The organism is Paraburkholderia caffeinilytica, assembly GCF_051027425.1.
GTDB lineage: Bacteria > Pseudomonadota > Gammaproteobacteria > Burkholderiales > Burkholderiaceae > Paraburkholderia > Paraburkholderia caffeinilytica_A.
This window is the reverse complement of record NZ_CP186552.1, coordinates 2,407,817-2,427,112: the sequence shown is the minus strand read 5'-3', so window position 1 is coordinate 2,427,112 and position 19,296 is coordinate 2,407,817. Positions and strand designations below refer to the sequence as shown.

Annotated in this window: 16 protein-coding genes; 10 read left to right on the top strand and 6 right to left on the bottom strand. The window is 61.2% G+C overall.

Annotated elements, in window-relative coordinates; all coding sequences use genetic code 11:
• Positions 1–49 precede the first annotated feature (49 nt).
• A complete protein-coding gene (locus ACOSV0_RS10585; RefSeq protein WP_434106134.1) occupies positions 50–787 on the bottom strand; it encodes a TetR/AcrR family transcriptional regulator in 738 nt (245 codons plus the stop codon).
• Positions 788–974: 187 nt separating this feature from the next.
• On the opposite strand from ACOSV0_RS10585, the gene ACOSV0_RS10580 reads away from it, so the two are divergent.
• Together ACOSV0_RS10580 and ACOSV0_RS10575 are read left to right on the top strand one after the other, a co-directional pair.
• Complete coding sequence (locus ACOSV0_RS10580) at positions 975–1,979, top strand: Rieske 2Fe-2S domain-containing protein (RefSeq protein WP_434106132.1); 1,005 nt, start codon at positions 975–977, stop codon at positions 1,977–1,979.
• A 19-nt stretch (positions 1,980–1,998) separates the two neighbouring features.
• Positions 1,999–3,051, top strand: coding sequence for an oxygenase (locus ACOSV0_RS10575; RefSeq protein WP_434106130.1), 1,053 nt, complete (start codon positions 1,999–2,001; stop codon positions 3,049–3,051).
• 424 nt (positions 3,052–3,475) lie between these two features.
• Here the strand turns inward: ACOSV0_RS10575 and ACOSV0_RS10570 are convergent, their stop codons facing one another.
• Positions 3,476–3,901, bottom strand: coding sequence for a winged helix-turn-helix transcriptional regulator (locus ACOSV0_RS10570; protein WP_434106128.1), 426 nt, complete (start codon positions 3,899–3,901; stop codon positions 3,476–3,478).
• Between the two features lie 131 nt (positions 3,902–4,032).
• Here ACOSV0_RS10570 and ACOSV0_RS10565 point away from each other — a divergent pair, with 131 nt between their 5' ends.
• A complete protein-coding gene (locus ACOSV0_RS10565; RefSeq protein ID WP_434106127.1) occupies positions 4,033–4,710 on the top strand; it encodes an FMN-dependent NADH-azoreductase in 678 nt (225 codons plus the stop codon).
• Positions 4,711–4,745: 35 nt separating this feature from the next.
• Entirely contained in the window at positions 4,746–5,678 is a 933-nt protein-coding gene (locus ACOSV0_RS10560; protein WP_434106126.1) for an NAD(P)-dependent alcohol dehydrogenase, read from the top strand.
• Between the two features lie 271 nt (positions 5,679–5,949).
• Here the strand turns inward: ACOSV0_RS10560 and ACOSV0_RS10555 are convergent, their stop codons facing one another.
• The 4 genes from ACOSV0_RS10555 to ACOSV0_RS10540 form a co-directional block, all read right to left on the bottom strand.
• On the bottom strand, positions 5,950–6,606 hold the full coding sequence (locus ACOSV0_RS10555; RefSeq protein WP_434106124.1) for an enoyl-CoA hydratase/isomerase family protein: 657 nt from the start codon (positions 6,604–6,606) through the stop codon (positions 5,950–5,952).
• 148 nt (positions 6,607–6,754) lie between these two features.
• A complete protein-coding gene (locus ACOSV0_RS10550) occupies positions 6,755–8,101 on the bottom strand; it encodes an MFS transporter (RefSeq protein ID WP_434106122.1) in 1,347 nt (448 codons plus the stop codon).
• 40 nt (positions 8,102–8,141) lie between these two features.
• Entirely contained in the window at positions 8,142–9,254 is a 1,113-nt protein-coding gene (locus ACOSV0_RS10545; RefSeq protein WP_434106121.1) for a TauD/TfdA family dioxygenase, read from the bottom strand.
• A 183-nt stretch (positions 9,255–9,437) separates the two neighbouring features.
• The gene (locus tag ACOSV0_RS10540) at positions 9,438–10,346 is read right to left on the bottom strand and encodes a LysR family transcriptional regulator (protein ID WP_434106119.1); all 909 of its coding nucleotides are present in this window, start codon (positions 10,344–10,346) and stop codon (positions 9,438–9,440) included.
• A 364-nt stretch (positions 10,347–10,710) separates the two neighbouring features.
• Between ACOSV0_RS10540 and ACOSV0_RS10535 the strand changes: the two genes are divergently transcribed.
• The 6 genes from ACOSV0_RS10535 (at position 10,711) to ACOSV0_RS10510 (ending at position 19,254) form a co-directional block, all read left to right on the top strand.
• Complete coding sequence (locus ACOSV0_RS10535; protein WP_434106117.1) at positions 10,711–12,840, top strand: hydantoinase/oxoprolinase family protein; 2,130 nt, start codon at positions 10,711–10,713, stop codon at positions 12,838–12,840.
• On the top strand, positions 12,837–14,594 hold the full coding sequence (locus tag ACOSV0_RS10530) for a hydantoinase B/oxoprolinase family protein (protein WP_434106115.1): 1,758 nt from the start codon (positions 12,837–12,839) through the stop codon (positions 14,592–14,594). The genes ACOSV0_RS10535 and ACOSV0_RS10530 overlap by 4 nt, the downstream gene beginning before the upstream one ends.
• Entirely contained in the window at positions 14,591–15,694 is a 1,104-nt protein-coding gene (locus ACOSV0_RS10525) for a M24 family metallopeptidase (RefSeq protein WP_434106114.1), read from the top strand. Before ACOSV0_RS10530 ends, ACOSV0_RS10525 begins: the two co-directional genes overlap by 4 nt.
• A gap of 30 nt (positions 15,695–15,724) precedes the next feature.
• Positions 15,725–16,813, top strand: coding sequence for an aminopeptidase P family N-terminal domain-containing protein (locus ACOSV0_RS10520; RefSeq protein ID WP_434106112.1), 1,089 nt, complete (start codon positions 15,725–15,727; stop codon positions 16,811–16,813).
• Between the two features lie 54 nt (positions 16,814–16,867).
• The gene (locus ACOSV0_RS10515) at positions 16,868–18,202 is read left to right on the top strand and encodes an MmgE/PrpD family protein (protein ID WP_434106110.1); all 1,335 of its coding nucleotides are present in this window, start codon (positions 16,868–16,870) and stop codon (positions 18,200–18,202) included.
• Between the two features lie 260 nt (positions 18,203–18,462).
• Positions 18,463–19,254, top strand: coding sequence for an SDR family oxidoreductase (locus tag ACOSV0_RS10510; RefSeq protein ID WP_434106108.1), 792 nt, complete (start codon positions 18,463–18,465; stop codon positions 19,252–19,254).
• Positions 19,255–19,296 lie beyond the last annotated feature (42 nt).

The following is a 19,296-nucleotide window of genomic DNA, read 5'->3' as shown; positions in this document are numbered from 1 at the left end:
GGCCGCGGCCGGATTCGCGGCGCGCGCGTCACGGCATGGCTCAGGCGGGTCACGTTGACCTACGCTGCTCGCGCCTGTGTGCGCGGACTTCACGGACCGGCATGTTCTCCTCGCCGAGCACGGTGCTGAGCAGCACGTTTGCAATCGTGGCCGCGTCGCGTTTTGCATCCGCGGGCGTGCGCCGACCTTCGGGCGCGAGCCGTCGCATCAGTGGACCCAACGCAAGGAAGTTGCCGACGCCCTGGACCAGCAGCACCATGAAAGTAGCGCTGGAGATCGGGCGCACGTGCCGTTTTCGTGCGATGCGCGCCAGCAGACGATCCAGTTGCAGGTGAAACGGACTTACGTATGCGTTGTACAGGTAGTCGAGCCGCCAGGACTCGCAGCGCGCTTCGGTATTGACCAGGCTGATCGAATCGGGATTGGCCGCCGCCCAGTCGATGAAACGCAACACCAGGTCGCGTAGACGATCCGCGTCGGTTTCGTATTGCGCGTCGAAAATCTCATTCATCGCCGACATCGATTCGGCGATGCCGAAATCAACGGCGCGGCGCCACAGGTTTTCTTTTGAGCCGAACCGCGACGGAATCAGGTTGTGACTCACCTTCAGGCGCCGGCTCAGATCCCGGATCGACGCGCCTTCGTAGCCGATCTCCGCGAACGCCTTAATGGCCAGCGCGAGCAGATGCTCGTCGGGCGCGACCGGATCGGCGCTGGCGGCTGGGCGACCGCGCTTGCGGCGCGCAGGTGCGATGGTTTCGGGATGAGCGGCTTGGGTGTCTTTCATGAACGCAAGAAACAAGGGCGCGGGTAAGCAGTATCTCATGGCAAACACCTACGGACGTTTATTTGACGGCTGACAAAATATGGCCGCAGAATGAAGTCCTCGTTGTGTCGCATCATCTGGGACCACCCAACGAATCCATCGCATCGTGCGTGATCGGGAAGAGAGGTCCTTCGCCAGGAAGAACCGTATGAATACGTCGAACGAAGCAGTCGTGTTGCCGATGCGCTTTTGGGACCACAGTGCTCGCGGGCGCTGGTGGCCGCTGGCGCTATCGGAGCAGGTGTCCGGCGAGAAGCCGATCGGTCGGATGTGCGTGGGAGAGCCAGTCGTGCTGTTCCGCGACAGGACCGGAACGGCCCGCGCGCTGGAGGACCGTTGCCCGCATCGCCGCGCGCCGCTGTCGCTGGGCCGCATGACGCCGGAAGGCCGCTTGCAGTGCGGCTATCATGGTTGGACATACGAAGGAGAGACGGGTGCGTGTACGGCGATTCCGAATCTGTCGGATACCGAACGGGTGCCGGCACGCTATGGCGCGCGGACGTGGCAGGTCATCGAACGCGATGGTTTCGTATTCGTGCGAGCTGGCGATGCTGCCGGGTTCGAGGCTTCGACCGTCGTCGAGCGCGCGCCGGAACATTGCGCACATCCGTTCTTCGGCTCGGCAATCGTTAGCCTGCACCATGAAGATTACGTCGCTGCGCTCGCCGATGCGCCGCATCTGCTGATGAGTATCGCCGGCCTGCGCGTCACGAACTACGTGACGCGCGACCCAAGGTTGCGCAGCGGCCGCGTCACGATGGAGCGCGGCGTCGTACCGTCGCGCCGCAGGGTGAACCATCGCTTCGTGACCGACTATCCGTTCTCGCTGCAACTGGCGACAACGCCGGGCGGCACGACAACGACAGTCGAGCTTCGTTCGAACACGGAGCAACTTGTGCTGTGGGCGACGCTTGCAACCGCTCCAGCGGCTCGCGGGACAACGGCGGTTCACTGGCGTGGTGGCATTGCCGTCAAGGCACGCGGTGCCCGCACGACACTGTTGCGGCTCCGATCCCGCCTCGGCCGGTCGCCTCTGACGTTGCTAAACAACATCGACGGCACCGCGCTGTCGACACTTGCAATCGGCTGTTCCCGCGATTGGGCCCCCCTGGCTGCTGCGCTCCCGTCGTCGGGTGCCGCGGGCGCTGCGTGAAATAATATAGGTGCTGCGCATGACTACCACCACGCTATCCGAGGAGCTTTCCCTAACCAGTCGTGCGGTGGAACGTCCCGCCGTGCAAGACTGGGTCCCCGGTGTTCTGCAGTTGCGCGATGCATGGTTTCCGGTGGCGCATGTGACCGACGTTCATGAGTCCGTTTCCAGACGTCAGGTTCACTCCCAGCCGTACTACCTGTGGCGCGCCAAAGGCGATCTGCATGCATCTGAACACCGGCCCGACATTGCGGCGGCGAAGCGGCTTCCTTCGACCGCGTTCACGATGGGGACAGGCGATTACCCGGTCATGGAGCGCTATGGCTATGTCTGGGTGTGGTACGGAAACCCCGAGAAGGCCGACGAATCGCTCGTGCCAGACGTTCCGTTTCTGCCGCGTGAGGGTGGCCTGCCCTGGTACACCCGTGGCACGCTGCGCTTTGACTGCTGCTCTGCGTTATCGCTCGAGAACCTGCTCGACCTCACACACGCCGACTTTCTGCACGCGAACGTGGTCGGCGACGAATACTCCGAGGACGACCGGATCGAAGTGCAGTCTACTTCCGAGACGGTGACGATGATTCGCCACTGCAAGAGCAAATCCGTTGCGCCCATCATGCGTTGGGTCGGCGGTGTGAGGGCGAAGTACCAGGACGTTCGGGCGGTCATTCACGTCCATGTGCGCAATTCCGTGGCACTTGCATACGGTCGCTATACACCGGGCTTCCATGTGCCGCTGTTTCATCCGTGCGTACCGGAATCGCAGGACCGCTGCCGGCTCAACTTTGCTATGAATACTACTGCCGCACCGGGACCGTTTCGAATCCTGATGCCGCGTGCTGCTTATATCGTCGGCCCGCAGGACAACATCATGGTAGGGCCGCAAAGCGCCCGTTACGCCGAACCGGCGGACCGGCGCGATCTGCACTCGCGTTTCGACGGCGCTGGAACGCGCTATCGCTTCCTGATGCAGCAGATCGCGAGACGCCAACAGCAGGGTGACTTTTCGTTCGGGGCGGACGCGGACCCGGGACGAGATGTGCGTGAACTTCTCGGCATGCCGGTCCTGTAGCCTGTACGGTGAGCCTGCCCGCTTTTCCCTGCAGCGGTCAAATCGGGCGGTGTCGCTTGCCATATTCGCCATAGCACGCTGTTGAAGTACTCAGGCTGGAGAGCTTCGTTCCAGTGGATCACCAATGGCGCTCGGTCCCGGCCGCTGCCGCATGAAGCGTTAAAGCGGTTCAATAACATCCACGCGGATAGCAGCCGCGTCTCGATTGCGCCCGAGAAACTGTGACAGGGTTTTACTCGGTGTGCAGCGAACGAGTGGTAGGAGGATAGGTGGCCATCCTGATCGGATCGCGTCGCATTGGACAGCGACGCTGCGTTGTTTGAAGCTGCGTGTATCCGTGGCTGGCCCGGCGAGCGAACACGGCCTCCCGGAAATACCGTAGCCCCTTTGTCGACTGTCGCCATACGCTCACGCTGGCAAATCGTTATTTGGATGTGCTGATGCTTGCGGGGCGCGACGCGGCCTGCAATTCCCTCTCCGCGAATTTTTCCCGTGCGGCCAACATGGCCGGCCGATGCTCGAGCGCCCAGTCGTACAGCGCCTGCAGCGGCACGATCAACATCCGTCCAAGTTCCGTTAGCTCGTAGTCCACACGCGGCGGAATGGTCGGATACATCGTCCGTTCGACAAGCCCGTCCTGTTCCAGGCCTTTAAGGGTCAGCGTGAGCATGCGTTGCGAGATTCCCTCAACTACTCGACCGATTTGGTTATAACGCATCGGCCCCTGTGACAGGGCGCCGACCACCATCACCGTCCATTTGTCGCCGATGCGGGCGAGGGTGTCGGCGACCGCCCGGCATTCATCGTGGGACGCATCGATTGTGCGAACAAAAGTGTGCGTATCGCTCAAAAAAGTGCCTCCTTGTGCGAACTTTTGCGAACTGTACCATGGCGTAACGAACAAATTGTTCCTGCGAACAGAAAGTTCCTGTTGACCGCGACAGCGGTCACCTTTGTCCACACAGTTTCGGGGAAGTAAGCATGCAACTCCTGCACATCGATTCCAGCATCTCGGGCACTCAGTCCATCAGCCGGCAGATTTCGGCCCATATTGTTAGCCAGCTGAAGCAGGCTAACCCGCTGGTTGAAGTCAACTATCGGGATCTTGCCGCGGTTCCGGTGCCGCAGCATTCGACGGCACTCCAGAATCTCAAGCTGGAAGCGCTATCCCAAAGCGGAGCCCTTAACGCCGGTTCGGTGCAGCTCGACGTAACCGACGCGCGAGGCGATCACGCTGCCAGGCTGACACTTCAGCACGACTTCGCTGCAATCCAGTCGGTACTCGACGAATTCCTTGCGGCCGAGATCGTTGTGATCGGCGCGCCGATGTACAACTTCGGCATCCCGAGCCAGCTGAAATCCTGGATTGACTGCCTCGCTGTGCCCGGAAAGACTTTCCGCTACACGGAAACCGCCGTGGAGGGTCTCTGTGGTGGCAAGCGGATCATAGTTGCTTCGTCGCGCGGTGGCTTTTACAGCGGACAGTCACCGATGGCGGTACTCGATCATCAGGAAAGCTACCTGACTGGTTTCTTCAGGTTTATCGGCGTGGCGGACATCGAGTTCATTCGTGCGGAAGGCGTCAATTATGGTGCCGAGTCCCGGCAGCGCGCTATCGAGGCCGCGCTGGCCGAGGCCGCCGCGGTGAAAGCTGGGTGAGATGCCATGTCACAATCGTTAATACAGAGGCGTCCATGAAAAGAATTCAGTATCACCGCTACGGTGGCCCCGAAGAGATGCAGTTGGAAACTTATGAGCTACCGGCTCCAGCCAGCGACGAGATCGTAGTGCGGGTCAAAGCCAGTTCCGTTAATCCAGCCGACTGGAAAATCCGGCAAGGCGCCATGAAATTCATGACCGGGCGGCGGCTCCCGCGCGCGATGGGCACTGACTTTTCGGGCGTCGTGGAAAGCGTCGGCGCTGGGGTGAAGCGCTTTTGCGCAGGCGACGAAGTATGCGGCACGGTTCCGGTGAAGCCGTCCGGAGCTTTTGCAGAAAAGCTCATTACGAAAGAAAAACTGGCCGTCAAAAAACCGACGTCTCTCACTCATGAGGAAGCGGCAACGTTGCCCGCGGTCGGCGTAACCGCATGGCGAGCGCTTGTCAAAAAGGGGCGCCTGAAGGCTGGACAGACCGTGTTTGTCAACGGGGCGTATGGTGGAGTCGGACAGGCTGCGGTGTGCATCGCCAAAGCGTTCGGTGCATCAGTAACCGGACGCGTCGGACCGGGCGCGCTCGCCGATGCGAAAACACTCGGGATCGATTCGGTTCTGGACTACACCTTGGAAATCCCGGCTGACCTGACTCGGAAATTCGACATTGTGTTCGATTGCAACGGCAGTCTTTCTCCCGGCGAGGGGGATGCGCTGATCAAACGCCGCGGCGTCGTGGTCGATACCAACCCCTCGTTCTATAAGTTGATGCGCACTCTGTTTTCGTTGCGACACAAGTTTGTCTTCGGCAGTCCGGACACGGAAATCCTGCAGAAGATCGCGGACCTCGCGGATGGCGGAAAGCTAAAAATTTCGATCGGTCGCACCGAGAAGCTAGACGACGCCATCGCGCTCATTAGCGATCTGGAATCTGGTCGGCGCACAAAAGGCAAGGCCATCATCGTCATGACCTAACGGCGCTGAACCTCAGCGTATTCGTGCACTGAAGACTCAGGCCGCCATCGAATGAAATTCGGCGGGTGTGGGAAAGGGTTGTGCTTTCAGCTACCTGGCTCATCACTGTGCTTCGTAGCTGAGCAGCTAATTTGCACATAAGCTGGTTCGAGCAAATCGTTACGTCATCTTGCCAGATGGATGGTACTTGCACTAACCATCCAAATTGACCGCCCGGCGAGCCCGAAGTCGTAACAGTCGACGGCGAGTCTGTGTCCTCACGCCTTTTCCATTAATTATTAGAGAAGTTGGAGTGGATCACCGAACTATCCAGGGACAGGTCACGGGCGCGCCGCGGCGGAGTTCCGTTCGCGACGAGCTCGTGCACAAGTTTGAATGCCGCTTCCCTAAGCCCGTTTTCAACGACGACGTCGACAATCCCCAACTCCTGGGCCTTGCGTGCGGATATAGGCGTGCCACCCGTCGTCCTATCCAGCGCATCGCGCATCCCCGCAATCCGCGGAAGATGTTGCGTACCGCCGGTTCCTTGCGATATCTCCAGCTTCACCTCCGGCAACCTGAAGGTAGTTGACGCAACGGCGATCCGATAGTGAGCTAAAAGCGCGAGTTCCAACCTGCCACTGAGCACGGTTCCGTGCAGTACTGCAACGACCGGACGGGCGAGATCTTCGATGGCGTTGAAGATGTCGTTCGAATCCGGGTGAGACATTCCCCCCAGGTCTAACCCGGTGATCTCCGCGTCAGCCTCGCAAGGGTGATTCGTTGCGCACAGGATTATCGCGTCAATAGTCGCGTCCGCTCGGGCGGCAAGGAGTCCTCCTATCAACTCCTGCCGTGCCGTTTGTGCGAAGGTGGCACCGGGGGGCGGGTTGTCTATTTCAATCACGAGGACGGCGCCGTCCCTGGAGAGATGTACGAAAGGTGTCATCGTTTGCTCTATGTAGGCGAGAAATATCGGACGCAGCGTTCATGCATTGCGACAGGGTTGCGCGTTGTAGAGCGGGTGCGGCCCGCGCCTCGATGCGGGATCTTCTCGCTCGCTCTGGTCGGTGGATCACGTTGAGGCTCGCCTGTAATCAGACGGCTGGAGCCGGCACCGGCTGCGTTCTGCGCAGCATGAATAACACCAGCACGGCTGCTGCGGCGACAAATTCGGGTACAGCAGCGATCAGAAGTATTGGCGTGAGATCCCATTGCGCGGCGATCAGTACACCACCGATGACCGGGCCGATCATCCCGCCGACCTTGCCGGCTCCGATTGACCAGGCGACGCCGGTCGCCCGCATCTCCGGGGGGTACATGATCGAACACAGCGCGTTCAGTGCGCCCCACCCGCTGTTGTAGAGAAATCCGAGCGCCGCAAAGGCCAGCGGCGTCCAGACGGAATCCAGATCCATGGTTGCAATCACCGCGATCGCGGCAGCAGCTCCCGCCATATAGGCCGGCAGAACCCGGGCAGCGCCGAAGCGGTCCATGACGAAACCGCTGCTCGCCGTGCCGACTATGCCGGCGACCGCGCTCATAGCCATCAGGCCGGCGATCTGCGACATCGGCATCTGCCGCGCGACATGCAGCAGTGTCGTTGTCCAGGAGTTGTTGATGTAGGTGAAGATGCCCGTGGCGAGGTACGCCAGCCACAGCAGCAAGGTAGTGGCCGCGCGGCCGTCACGGAACAGCGCGCCGAGTGAGAGCCGGGCCTGCCGCTCGCGCTGCCGCACGATATAACGCTGGCCGGCAGCGAAAGCCTGCGACGGGTCGAGCCGACACAGCGTCTCCCCGATCGACGGGTCCGCCGGATTACGCAGCGCGCGATACTGCACCGACTCCGGCAGCCACCGCCACAGGCCGACCAGCAGCACCAGCGGCAACAGCCCGCCAACCCAGAACGCCGCCTGCCAGCCCAGCGGCAGGATCCAGGCCTGCACGCTCGCGCCGATCAGGTTGCCGCCCGTGTAGCCGCAAAACACCACCGAGACCGCAGCGGCGCGATACCGGCGCGGTGCAAACTCGGCCGCCAGCGTGAGGGTCGCGGGAATCACCGCGCTGAAGAAGAACGCGGCGGCAAAGCGCATCGCATCGAGTTGCACCAGCGTACGGATCTGCGAGGTGGCGATCGTCAGCACCGCGAACACGGACATCGCGATCAGCAGCACACGACGGCGTCCGAAGCGGTCGATCACCGGCCCCACCACCATCGTTCCGATCAGCAATGCCAATTGCTGGATGACGAGTACCTGGGTCAATGCGGCAGGATGGACCTTGAGTCCGTGCGCGAGCGCGGGGAGGATAAAGCCGACCATGAAGATGTCGTAGCCGTCGATCACCATCGTCGCGATCAGCAGGGCCACGATCAGTACGTGCAGCCAGCGCAGCGGCTGGCTGCCGATAAATTCGTCGACGTTCAGGTCCGTCGCTCCACTCATGTCATCCTCCATCATTTTTTTTGTGCTTCAGACGCCGGACTCAATCGGTCATCACTTTCGTCTCGTACATGTACGTATTCGAACGGCTCGGGAAGCCACCGCGTACCACGCCGGGCGTAAGATCCCGATAAATGGTTCCCATCAGCGGACTGAGGGCGCGACTGTCGGGAACCGAGAGCCACATCCTCAGCAGATGGCGTGTGGTTTCTTCCGTCGTCCCATCCTCGAAGCGGGTTCGTCCATGCAGGACGACGTGGTTATTGAGTATCTCCAGATCGCCCGGGCACATCCTGAACGTCATCTGGAATTCTGGACTGGCGGAAAGCGCCTGGATCATGTCGAGTGCTTCGACCTGAGCCGGCGTAAGGCGCGGAACTTCGGGGAAAGCCTGAGCAGAGTGGATGTGCGCGCCGATAACCCGGCACGCGAAGATGCCATCGTGCACGCAGAAGACCGGTTGCTGATAATAGGGCAACTCGCCCGGCGCTTCCTGGTCCTGCCAGCTCCAGTAGAAGGGCTGATAGAGGGTTTCAACCAGGTCGGGGCGCACCCGTAGCATCTCATTGTGAATCGCTACGGCGCTCACCACATGACTGTCGCCGCCGCTGATCCCCTGGCGCAATACGAACAGGGCCGCCACATCGCAAGAATCGGTGTGGAAGCTCTGGCTCAGGTTGGACGTGTAGGCTCGCATTTTGCCCGACGCCGCATTCAGATGAAGGTCACGTACGTCGCCGATCAGATCGCCGCGCGCGCTCTGCGTGACCGCCGTGCCGAGATGCTTGCCCAATCCCCAGAAAATCATGCGAAGGTCTTCCTTGCCTAACCCGTCAGTCGGGAAATTGCGCACGAGCCGGAAGCCGATACCGTTTTCCAACTGCTCGCGAAGTCCTGCGAGTATTGATGCGAGCGTCGGCAGCGGAAAATCGGCCGATGTCAGGTCGTCGAAACTCTTGCCCGTCTGCCGCACGTGAGCGAGCGCCTGTCTTACCTCCGCAGCCTGCAGGGCAGTCAGATCGATACACCAGTCATCCGTCTGCAGGGTCTTCGGACGCCAATCGGCCCTGCAGACGACGGGGCGGATCGTCGGGTTCTGTCCCGCCCGATTCGGGCGCCCACCTGCCGCCGTTGCCTGTGTTGATTCGATGCTCATCAAACGAGTCTCCTCTCTTGTATGAACACGTTAACGGGCGACGAAACGTTGTGGCAATCGACCAATAGGCTATGGGTTCATAGGCAGTTAGCTATGGGCGTCCGGATTGCTGTCGAATGAGTTGCCGGCCATGCCGGGCGTCTTTGGGAGGGTTTCCCCTTTCCCACACCACTCGTCGATCCGTCAGCCGCCGCCCTCGGCGCGCCGGACCATCTCGATCAGGCGGTCGATCTCCGGCATGTGGATCTTCGAATTGCGCACATGACTGAGTACCAGGTAGCGGGGCTCGACATCCACGTCCAATTCGACAATCGTGCCGGCAGTGATGTCCTTCTGAACGGCGCGCCGGGGCGTGCATGCAATCCCCATGCCGGCAATCACCAGATCGCGGATCAAGCTGAATTCCTGCGCTTGTGACGCAACGATCGGCTCGGCCACACCGAACGCCTTCAGCATGTGCATGATCGTGCGCCCGAAGTAGGACTTGTCATAAGGCACGACGAATGGATAGCCAGCCAAAGTCTGGATCGGAATATCTGCGGATTTAGCGAGCGGATGGTGGGGTGCCGCGATGAACGCGAGCCGGTAGCGTCTCATCGGTTCGCTGTGCAGGCCCGGGATTTCACCATTGCTAAGCATGAATCCCAAGTCTACGTGTCCTCGCAAACAGAGCGAATGCACTTCTTCGAATGTCCCGGTACGAACGACCAGTTCGATTTGAGGAAACGCTGCGGAAAATTCTCGCAGGGGTTCTGACAGCAGGGAGTTGGCGACAAAGCGTTGAGCAGCGAATCGCAGCTTTCGTTTTGCTTGTCCGAAATCTTCGGTGATCGCGATAGTGCGTTCGAGTGTTTCCAGCGCGTAAGCATAGAAAGCGCGGCCCGCGGAAGTCAGTTGCGGAGATACGCCCGGTTGACGTTCGAACAGCGGTTCCCCGATCTTCGCTTCAAGTTCGCGTATATGGACGCTGACTGACGGTTGTGTGATATCGAGTGCCGTCGCCGCCGCTCCGAAACCGCCTGAATCCACAACTGCCACGAATACCTGTAGCCCGCGCAATGTCATCGGCGGCATGGTTCCAGCCTCGTTCATGGATGACCCATAGCGATCTTACTATGAACCCATAGTTCGATGGCGGATTGCCTTGATGCTGTGCGGTTTATTAAATTTGAGCACATAGAACAAGGCAGGGGACGAACCGAATGCGCACCGAACCGGCGGGCGGCGACGACAGGTCGCTGATTATTGTCCATCGCAGCCCTTTCTTGCCAGCATTGCGAGCCGTATCGGCAAAAAGCGCGGCATTGCCCAATGCCATTGCAATGTTATGCATCCCCCTCAGGTCAACAGGATGAGGGGATGCCGGCTCGGCGCGTCTTCACCTGGCACGCGTCGATCGACCTGTTTACATTGTTTCCGGATTGCTGTCGCCGTGAATGCGTGCCACAGCAGTGAATTGAACAATTCAGAACCCGGGGGCAGAACCGGTAGAGATACTAACGATATAGGACATAAGATGAATCAAGTAGGTGTGGACATAGGCGGAACATTCACAGATCTGGTTGGCTATCGGGCTGGTGAACTGCTTCTTGCGAAGACCCTGACTACGCCAGCCAATCCCACGCGCGGTGTGGCGACGGCGCTTGAACTGACCGGTATCAAGCTTTCCGAGCTGGACGAGTTTCTGCATGGCTCGACCATTGCGATCAACACCGTGCTGGAACGTAAAGGTGTGGCGACGGCCTTGCTGACCACCGAAGGCTTTCGTGATGTCTACGAGATTGGGCGCGGCAACCGGCCGGATGCATTCGATATCCACTTCCAGCGACCGCAACCGCTCATTCCGCGCCACTTGCGCTATGAGGTCCACGAACGGCTGAATGCGCGCGGCGAGGTGTTGACTGAACTCGATAGGCGGGCCGTGCGGGAACTCGGTGCGCGGCTTGTCGCGCAAGGCGTTGAGTCGGTTGCCGTATGCTTTCTGCACGCCTATGCGAATCCTGCGCACGAGCTTGCTGCGGGACGTATTCTGCGCGAAGCCTATCCGGATCTGTTCGTCACGTTGTCACACGAGATCCTGCGCGAATTCCGGGAATATGAACGGACCTCGACGACCGCGCTCAATGCCTATGTAGGGCCTCGAGTGCGACGCTATCTTCATACGCTCAACTCCCACCTTGACGAACGCGGCTTTCGCGGTGCGATCCACATCATGCGCTCGAATGGCGGCAGCATGTCGCTCGCGCATGCGGCAGTCGAGCCGGTGTCGATGATGGAATCGGGACCCGTTGCGGGAATGATTGGTGCGGGACACGTCGCTAAGCTCTTGGATATCCGCCAGGCTATTGGTTTCGATATGGGCGGCACGACAGCCAAGGCCACTTTGATCACCGATGGTGTCCCGGCAATCGAGGATGGCTACTACATCGGCGGTTACGCGACGGGGCAGCCGATGCAATTGCCGGTCGTGTCTATCGTCGAGGTGGGGGCCGGGGGCGGCAGCGTCGCCTGGCGCGACAAAGTGGGCGGGCTGCACGTGGGGCCGCATAGCGCAGGTGCGGCGCCGGGACCGGTGTGCTACGGCCAGGGCGGTGTTGAACCGACCGTCACCGACGCCAATCTGGTGCTGGGCCGGCTCAACGCGGGGCGTTTTTTGGGTGGCGGCATGGCGCTGGATCTCGACGGGGCGAAGCAAGCGCTCAGCGCGCAGATTGGCGACTCTATCGGCTTGTCGGCACAGGAAGCTGCGATGGGCGTGATACGCATTGCCGATTCGGCGATGGCGCTCGCAGTGCGTGCGGTCTCCGTGCGCAAAGGCGTCGATCCGCGCGACACGGCGATGATTGCCTTTGGCGGCGCCGGCCCTGTTCACGCCGCTGCATTGTGTAAAGAAATTTACATCCCGACCTTGGTAATCCCCAAACTGCCTGGAAATTTCTCCGCGCTCGGGATGCTACTGGCGCCGTGGCGCCACGACCTGGTTCGCACGCTGGTGGGTGTGCTCGGCGGCCTGGAGCAGGAGGTTGTCATCGCGGCTTTCGACGATCTCACGACCGCGGCCAAACGCCAACTCGCTGAAGACGAACTCGACGAGAGGCGCGCACAGTTCGATTTCGCCGTCGACCTGCGCTACCGCGGCCAGGAGCACAGCATTACGGTTCCGTTGCTGGGACCAGCGGCCCTCTCGCATACCAATACCGCGATGCGCAGCAAGTTCGATGAACTGCATGATCAGCGCTACGGGCATTCCGCTGCGGGAGAAATCATCGAGGTGGTCAATTTGCGGCTCACCGCCACGGTCGCACGCGGCGACGCGACAGTCGACAACTTTCTGACGGCGCCCTTCGAAGCGGGCGAGGGTCAGCCCGAGCAGGTGCGCGATGTGACCTTCGACGATCCGGAGCACCCCCTTGCGGCGCGCATTCTCTGGCGCCCCAGCCTCGCTCCGGGCTTCGTTGTAGAAGGCCCGGCAGTCATCGAAGAGCCTCATTCGACCACCGTTCTGTTCCCTGGCGATGTCGCTCGCATTACTGAGCACGGACACATCGTGATTTCAATCAAACTGTCCGAAGGAAATCGGCAATGAAGACCACGCACAACTCGACAGCGGCGCTCCTCGACGCGCAACAGCCACGACCCGCGGCGAGGTCCACCGTGAATCCCATCACACTCGAAGTGGTCAGCAACTCGCTGATTGCCTACGCCGAAGAGATGGCTCTCGCGCTTTGCAAATCGGCCTACAACATGATGATTTACGAGGTGCGCGATTTCTGCTGTGGCCTCATCGATACCGAAGGACGGATGATCTGCCAGAACGAGGGCGGTTTGCCGATCTTTCTGGCCGACCTCGGCATCGCGGTAAAGGACGGCATCGAACGTTTCGGGCTGGACGGTTTCGCACCGGGCGATGTGGTGATCATGAACCATGCCGGGGTGTGCGGGCAGCATCTGAACAACGTGGTGGTCTACACGCCTTGCTTCTTCGGCGACAAAGTAGTGGCCTTCGCGGCTAACCGCGCGCATTGGGCTGATGTCGGGGGCCTGCGCACGGGCTTCGGTAACGTGCAGACCTACGAGATCTTCCACGAGGGCATTCAGATGCGCTCGATCAAGCTCTACGATGCTGGACACCGTAACGAAGGGGTCTGGCAGATGATCTCGGACAATATCCGCTTTCCGGATGCATCGCTTGGCGATTTGCGCGCACAGATCGCAGCATGCCAGCTTGGCGGCCGGCGCCTCGCCGAACTGTACGGGCGCTATTCGGTGCAGACCGTCAGCGACTGTATCGCTGCGTCATGGGATCAGGCCGAGGCTGAAGCTCGCGCCATCGTCGCCTGCATTCCCGATGGGACCTATACCGCGGAATCGCACATGGACAGCGATGGCCGCCGCCTGGACGTCCCGTTGCGCATCAAGGTCTCGGTTGTGGTAAGCGGCTCTGATTTGACGATCGACTACTCGGAGATGAACGAGCAGGTTCCAGGCCCACTCAATTCGGGGTACTCAGGCGGACTGTCCGCTGCGCGAGTCGCCTTCAAATGCATCACGATGCCTCATGCTCCGGTTAACGAAGGCTGCTTCCGGCCGCTCACCCTGATCTCGCCGGAAGGCACCATGCTCAACGCTCGGCCGCCTGCAGCATTGGGTCTGTGGAGTATTGCGCTGCCGACCGTGATCGACACGCTGCTGCGAGCGCTTGCGCCAGCGTTGCCGTCGTTCATTCCTGCTGCGCACAAGGGCGATATGGGGGGCTGTTCCTTCTACGGGCAGCGCGAGGAGACCGGCGAGCGTTATGTGCTGATGAATATCTTCGGTGGAGGCTGGGGGGGGCGGTCCAAAGAGGACGGCGCGTCGGCCTCGGTTTCGATTTGCCAGGGGGATGTGCGCAACACACCGGTGGAACTGCAGGAAATCCACTATCCGTTCCTGGTGGAGTGTCACAAGTTGCGTGAGGACAGTGGCGGCCCGGGGCGGCAGCGAGGTGGTCTCGGGGTGGAATTGCGCTATCGCTCTTTGCAAAAGTCTACGGTCAACATCAACCTGGAACGCACGATCGAACCACCGTGGGGCGTCGAAGGCGGGCAGCCGGGGCGCAGCAACGCAGCGTCGATACGGCGCAGCGACGGCACGGAACGTTCGGTGACGAAGGAAAGCAACATCGTACTCGCGGCCGGCGATACGGTCTCCTTCTGGACCGCGGGCGGCGGCGGCTACGGCGATCCGCGCGAGCGGTCGCGCGAACTTGTCGAAGAGGATCTGCACCAGGGCTATGTCAGCGCCGAGGGTGCGCAGCGCGACTATGGGACGAAACCCAGCAATCAGGAGTTCGCAAAGTGAGCGCTCTTCTGCGTGACGAGCGATCTGCTCGTCTGCGCCATGCGATGGAAGATGCCGGGCTTGATCTGCTGGTGATTGCAGGCAATGCATGGCGCAGCGACTATCTGCGTTATGCACTGGATGTCACTCCAATGGAAGGGCAGGCGGTAGCCTGCATCGCCCGGCAGGGCGCGAGTCGCCTGATCGTCGACAACCCGGTCGAAGCCGCCCGCATCGCGGCCGAGCAAACCACGTTGCAGGTGTCGTGGTCCAGTGCACCGCTCGCGGATGTTGAAGAATGGCTGGCATCGAGCGGGACGCGCCGGGTCGGGTTGGCGTCGGCGCACGCGAGCCCGCAGCGGCTGGCGCGCGGCCCGCTGGGTGCAACCGTGGCCGCGACTACCGCATGGTTCGACCGCCTGATGGTCAACAAAAGCCCGGCTGAGGCTGAGGCTGTCGGCAGGGCGGTAGTGTTGGCCGATGCCGGCTACCAGGTGTTTTGCGCGGCATCGCGGGTCGGCAGGACGGAATACGAACTCATTGCAGATATCGAATCATGGTTTCGTGCGCAGGGCTGTCCGGAGAACTTCGTCATCCTCGGTTCCGGTGGCCAGGAGGTGCGTGGCATGCATCCGCCTGGTGAGCGGCGTCTCGCCGTGGGCGATCTGGTGACGACAGAGTTGACGCCCTGCGTCGACGGCTATTACGCACAGCTTTGCCGGACCCTCGTGATCGGGCCGCCGAGCGGCGCGCAACTGCGAGCCTTCGCGGTGTATCTCGAAGCGCTCGAGGCGGGGATTGCTGCGGTACGCCCGGGCGCAACCCACGGCGAGATTGCCTATGCTCAGAACGAAGTGTTTCGCCGGCACGGCCTTGGCGACTATGTTACTTCGGCCTATACCCGGGTCCGCGGGCACGGTCTGGGGCTGTTCGTGGATGGCCCTCATGTGCTCGAAAACGTCAACCTCGTACTTGAACCCGATATGACGCTCATCGTCCATCCCAATACCTATCACCCGGAAGTCGGATACATGGTGCTCGGCGATACGGTGCGGGTGACGCCCCAAGGGTGCGAGGTCCTGACGGCGACACCGCGCGAGCTCATCTCGGTGCCGGCCTAAGAGCCGCCCTCTATTCAAGGAGCAAGCAACATGCGTCGAGGACTCATCAGCTGGTCGCGGGAAGAGGTTCCAGCCGCGGTGCTGGACGCACGAGTGGGGCAGTTGCAAAAGGCGATGCTCGCTTCGCAACTGGATGCGGTATTGGCGTATACGTCGTTCGCCCAACCAGCACCGGTGCAGTGGTTGACACACTTTGTGCCGTATTGGAGCGAGGCGCTTCTGATGGTGTTGCCGAAGAGCTCGCCAGCGTTGCTCGCGTCGCTCACCGAGCGGGTGCATCCGTGGATTCGTGAGGTTTCGCACATTGGAGAAATTATCTCTGCGCCTCGACTCGGCGAAAAGGCCGCGATGTTGCTCAATGAGAGAACGGCCGCCCCGAGAAAAATCGGCGTGATCGGATTCGATGCGTTGCCGTGGTCGGTCGCGGAACCTTTGATCCAGGGCGTTGGTGGCGACGCGCTAGTCGATGCGAGCAGCCTCTACGCGACTTTGCGCCAGCCGGCGGATTGGGAAGAGGCTAAGCTTGCTCAGCACGCCACGTCGATTGGCGAGGCTGCGTTGGAGGCTATCCCGCGCGATGCGAAGCGCGCTTCAGAGATTCTCGCAGCGGTTGAATCGGTGGCACGTCTCGCGGGCGCCGAAGAGGTGTTGCAACGGATCGCCCCCGACCTTGGGCAGAGCGCGACGTTGTTGCGCATCGAGGGCGACGCGATGTTAGGCGAGCGCTTCAGCATCGAACTGTCAATCGCTTACAAGGGGGCCTGGGTTCGCCTGACACGCTGTGTCGCAGCCGCCGCTCAACCTCGTTCATGGGGGGGCGCCGCAAACTGGGTGTTTGCCGTTGCAGCCGAGGTCGACGCGGTCAATGGCGCTCCAGAATTGAAGGCAACTGCGGTGGACATGCCCGGCAAACTGGTCGGATGGACACTCGAGGCAAGCATCGACGTCTATCCGTTGTCCGTCATCGCCACACATGATCGACCGTCATCACATTCGTTGCCGCCAGGCAGCCTGGTTGTCCTGTCAGTGCACCTGGCACTAGACGACGGCCCGTGGCGCGCGAGCGTGCCGCTGATCCTTGGCGCTTCAGGGGACCGCAATACGCTGCTGATTGAATGACATCCACGAACACGTCCGCGCCGCGTTGTCGGCGTGGCCGGGGAGATCACGAAAATGGGAAGAGGCGGCGATCGCCACGATTCCAGCGCGATGATGAGCCTGCTCGCGTGGGCTGAGCGGTTGGCGAGCAGCACTGCATCACCTGGGGTCGATCTTGTCGTGGCCGACACGGCCGCTGCGTTTTGGGCCGGTCTCGACACACCCGAGGGTCGCGCGCTCGCTGCCCTAAATGGAGATTGCCGGGATACGGTTAGCTGCGCTTCGACGATAGCGGCCATTGCGCGTCTTAGTGAGTGCGACGACATCCATCTGGCCGGCGGCCTGACACCGGGTGCGATCGTCGTCCCTTGCGCGCTGGCCGTGGCGGCCGACGAAGGGGGGGCGGATGATTCAGGCGATGCCATTACAGCAGGGTATGTCGCAGGAATCGAGCTTGGTCAGGCAATCGGCGGTTTCGAGGCGCTGGCGCGCGGTGTGTGGCCAACTCTTTTCTGTGCACCGCTGATCGCGGCGGTGACGGTTGGGGTAGCGCGTCGCTACGCACCGCTGATGCTGGCGCATGCGATGGCGCTAGCGCTGGCAGGCGCCAGCGGGCGCATTGGTCGACCGCACGGCATGCCCTCAGGACGCTGGCTGCTCTTCGGTGAAGCGGTGGCGCGAGGCGTGCGCGCCGCGGATGCAGCAGGGCATGGTTTCCGCGGCGATCTCTCGCTGGTCACCGAGGAATGGTTGCACGCCGCAGCGGGTGGCGGCAAGCCTGCTTTCCCAACCTGCGAAGCATTGTCCCCGGGCCTTGAGACGGTCGGTTTTAAACCCTTCGTGACGGCTCGACAAGGCGCGAACGCGATCGTGGCTTTTCAGCATCTGCTTTCCCTGGGAATGACGCCGGAGAAAATAACGCACATCACGGCCTTCGTTCCGCATGCCAACGTAGCGCTCCTGATACGGCCGCTCGAAGCGGCAGATCGTCTCAGCACGATCTGCAACCTGGGTTTTCAACTTGCCTGCGCCGCTTTTGCGCCCGATCTGCTGTACAAGGCGAATCGCGATGAGCGCCAGGTCCGCGCGCTTGCTGGGTTTGCGGCGCGGGTTGATGTCAGGCATGCGCAGGACCTCGACGCGTACTTTCCTAACGTCTTTCCGGCCTCGCTTGAGGTCGAGTACAACGGCCGGCGTCATAGGGAGGTGCAGGTTCACCTGCCTCTCGACGCGGGCCAGCCGGATCGTGCACACAGCCTGTTCGTTAAATGGGACCGTCTGCTGACACCGGAGCGATCCGTGCTGTGTCGACGGACCACGGATGCAGACTCCGGTGACCGGCACGGGCGTCTTTGGGATGCGATCGTTCAGTCCTTGCAGGATGCCTTACCCATAGCGGCCACGCTATGAACCCATAGTCCAATGGTCGATTGCTATGACATCGCGCGCTCCGCTAACGTGTCCATTCAGAAAAGAAGACGGGTAGGCGTTGGTGTCGAATTGATCGGATTCGCCACTACTCAGATACGTACATCTAAATAGAGAGGCGAGATCGCCTTGTGGAGACGAGACATGAGCTTTGATGTGATACGGCGAGGGATGAAGACTCATCCTGACGATATGACCGTAGGCGACCAGTCGCGCGATGCCATGTACGGTGTGATCGACTGATGGTGCAGAACCAGGCTAATGGGCGGCGCATCGCTCTCGTTCTCGGTGCCAGTGGAGATATCGGTGCGGCCACAGCGCTGGAACTGGGCGACGCAGGGCTAGACCTCGTGCTTTCGGGGCGTCGGCGCGAGCGATTGATGGAGGTGGCGGAGCGAGTCGCAATCCGGACGGGCGCGGTCGTTCACGTCGTGGCCGCAGATCTCACGAACGAGCAGGCAGCGCCGGAGATTGTCGCGGAAGCCGTCGGCAGGTTTGGGCGGCTGGACGTGCTGGTGTCGACGGCAGGGGAATTCCGTCAGGGCACGCTGCTTGATTTGACGTCCGCTGATTGGACCGATGGATTCGCGGCGATGTTCTTTGGTGCGGTGCGTATGGTCAAGACGGCATGGCCCTATCTGGTGGAAAGCCACGGCCATGTCGTTCTGGTCTCCGGAGTATTCGCGATCCGGCCGCGCACCGGTTCCACATTGGCAAGCGCTATCGCCGCAGCCTTGCTCAACTTCAGCAAGTCGGCCGCAGAGCTAGGCCTTCGCGATGGCGTTTCGGTTAACGCAGTGCTGCCCGGGCGGGTGTCTGGTCGGCGGCTGGATGAAGTGCTCGTGCGTTTTTCCCAATCGGAAGGTATCAACCTCGCGGACGCGCCGGAGGCCTATGCGCGATATCTCGGGGTTGAACGGGTCGCTCGTCCGGAGGAAATTGGCAAGCTGATCGCTTTCCTCGCATCTGACGCGGGCAGTTACATCCGCGGTGCTTCTGTCGTGATTGACGGAGGGGCCACACGTGCACTTTGAGCAACAACGGCATCGACATCACAAACCCATGCGGATTCAGCG

Bases quoted from the DNA above. Each gene is read 5' to 3' on its own strand.
- ACOSV0_RS10550 (WP_434106122.1), bottom strand. From the start codon at position 8,101: ATGAGTGGAGCGACGGACCTGAACGTCGACGAATTTATCGGCAGCCAG.
- ACOSV0_RS10520 (WP_434106112.1), top strand. From the start codon at position 15,725: ATGCGTCGAGGACTCATCAGCTGGTCGCGGGAAGAGGTTCCAGCCGCG.
- ACOSV0_RS10510 (WP_434106108.1), top strand. From the start codon at position 18,463: ATGGTGCAGAACCAGGCTAATGGGCGGCGCATCGCTCTCGTTCTCGGT.
- ACOSV0_RS10575 (WP_434106130.1), top strand. From the start codon at position 1,999: ATGACTACCACCACGCTATCCGAGGAGCTTTCCCTAACCAGTCGTGCG.
- ACOSV0_RS10530 (WP_434106115.1), top strand. From the start codon at position 12,837: ATGAAGACCACGCACAACTCGACAGCGGCGCTCCTCGACGCGCAACAG.
- ACOSV0_RS10555 (WP_434106124.1), bottom strand. From the start codon at position 6,606: ATGACACCTTTCGTACATCTCTCCAGGGACGGCGCCGTCCTCGTGATT.
- ACOSV0_RS10560 (WP_434106126.1), top strand. From the start codon at position 4,746: ATGAAAAGAATTCAGTATCACCGCTACGGTGGCCCCGAAGAGATGCAG.
- ACOSV0_RS10565 (WP_434106127.1), top strand. From the start codon at position 4,033: ATGCAACTCCTGCACATCGATTCCAGCATCTCGGGCACTCAGTCCATC.
- ACOSV0_RS10585 (WP_434106134.1), bottom strand. From the start codon at position 787: ATGAAAGACACCCAAGCCGCTCATCCCGAAACCATCGCACCTGCGCGC.
- ACOSV0_RS10540 (WP_434106119.1), bottom strand. From the start codon at position 10,346: ATGAACGAGGCTGGAACCATGCCGCCGATGACATTGCGCGGGCTACAG.
- ACOSV0_RS10580 (WP_434106132.1), top strand. From the start codon at position 975: ATGAATACGTCGAACGAAGCAGTCGTGTTGCCGATGCGCTTTTGGGAC.
- ACOSV0_RS10515 (WP_434106110.1), top strand. From the start codon at position 16,868: ATGGGAAGAGGCGGCGATCGCCACGATTCCAGCGCGATGATGAGCCTG.
- ACOSV0_RS10545 (WP_434106121.1), bottom strand. From the start codon at position 9,254: ATGAGCATCGAATCAACACAGGCAACGGCGGCAGGTGGGCGCCCGAAT.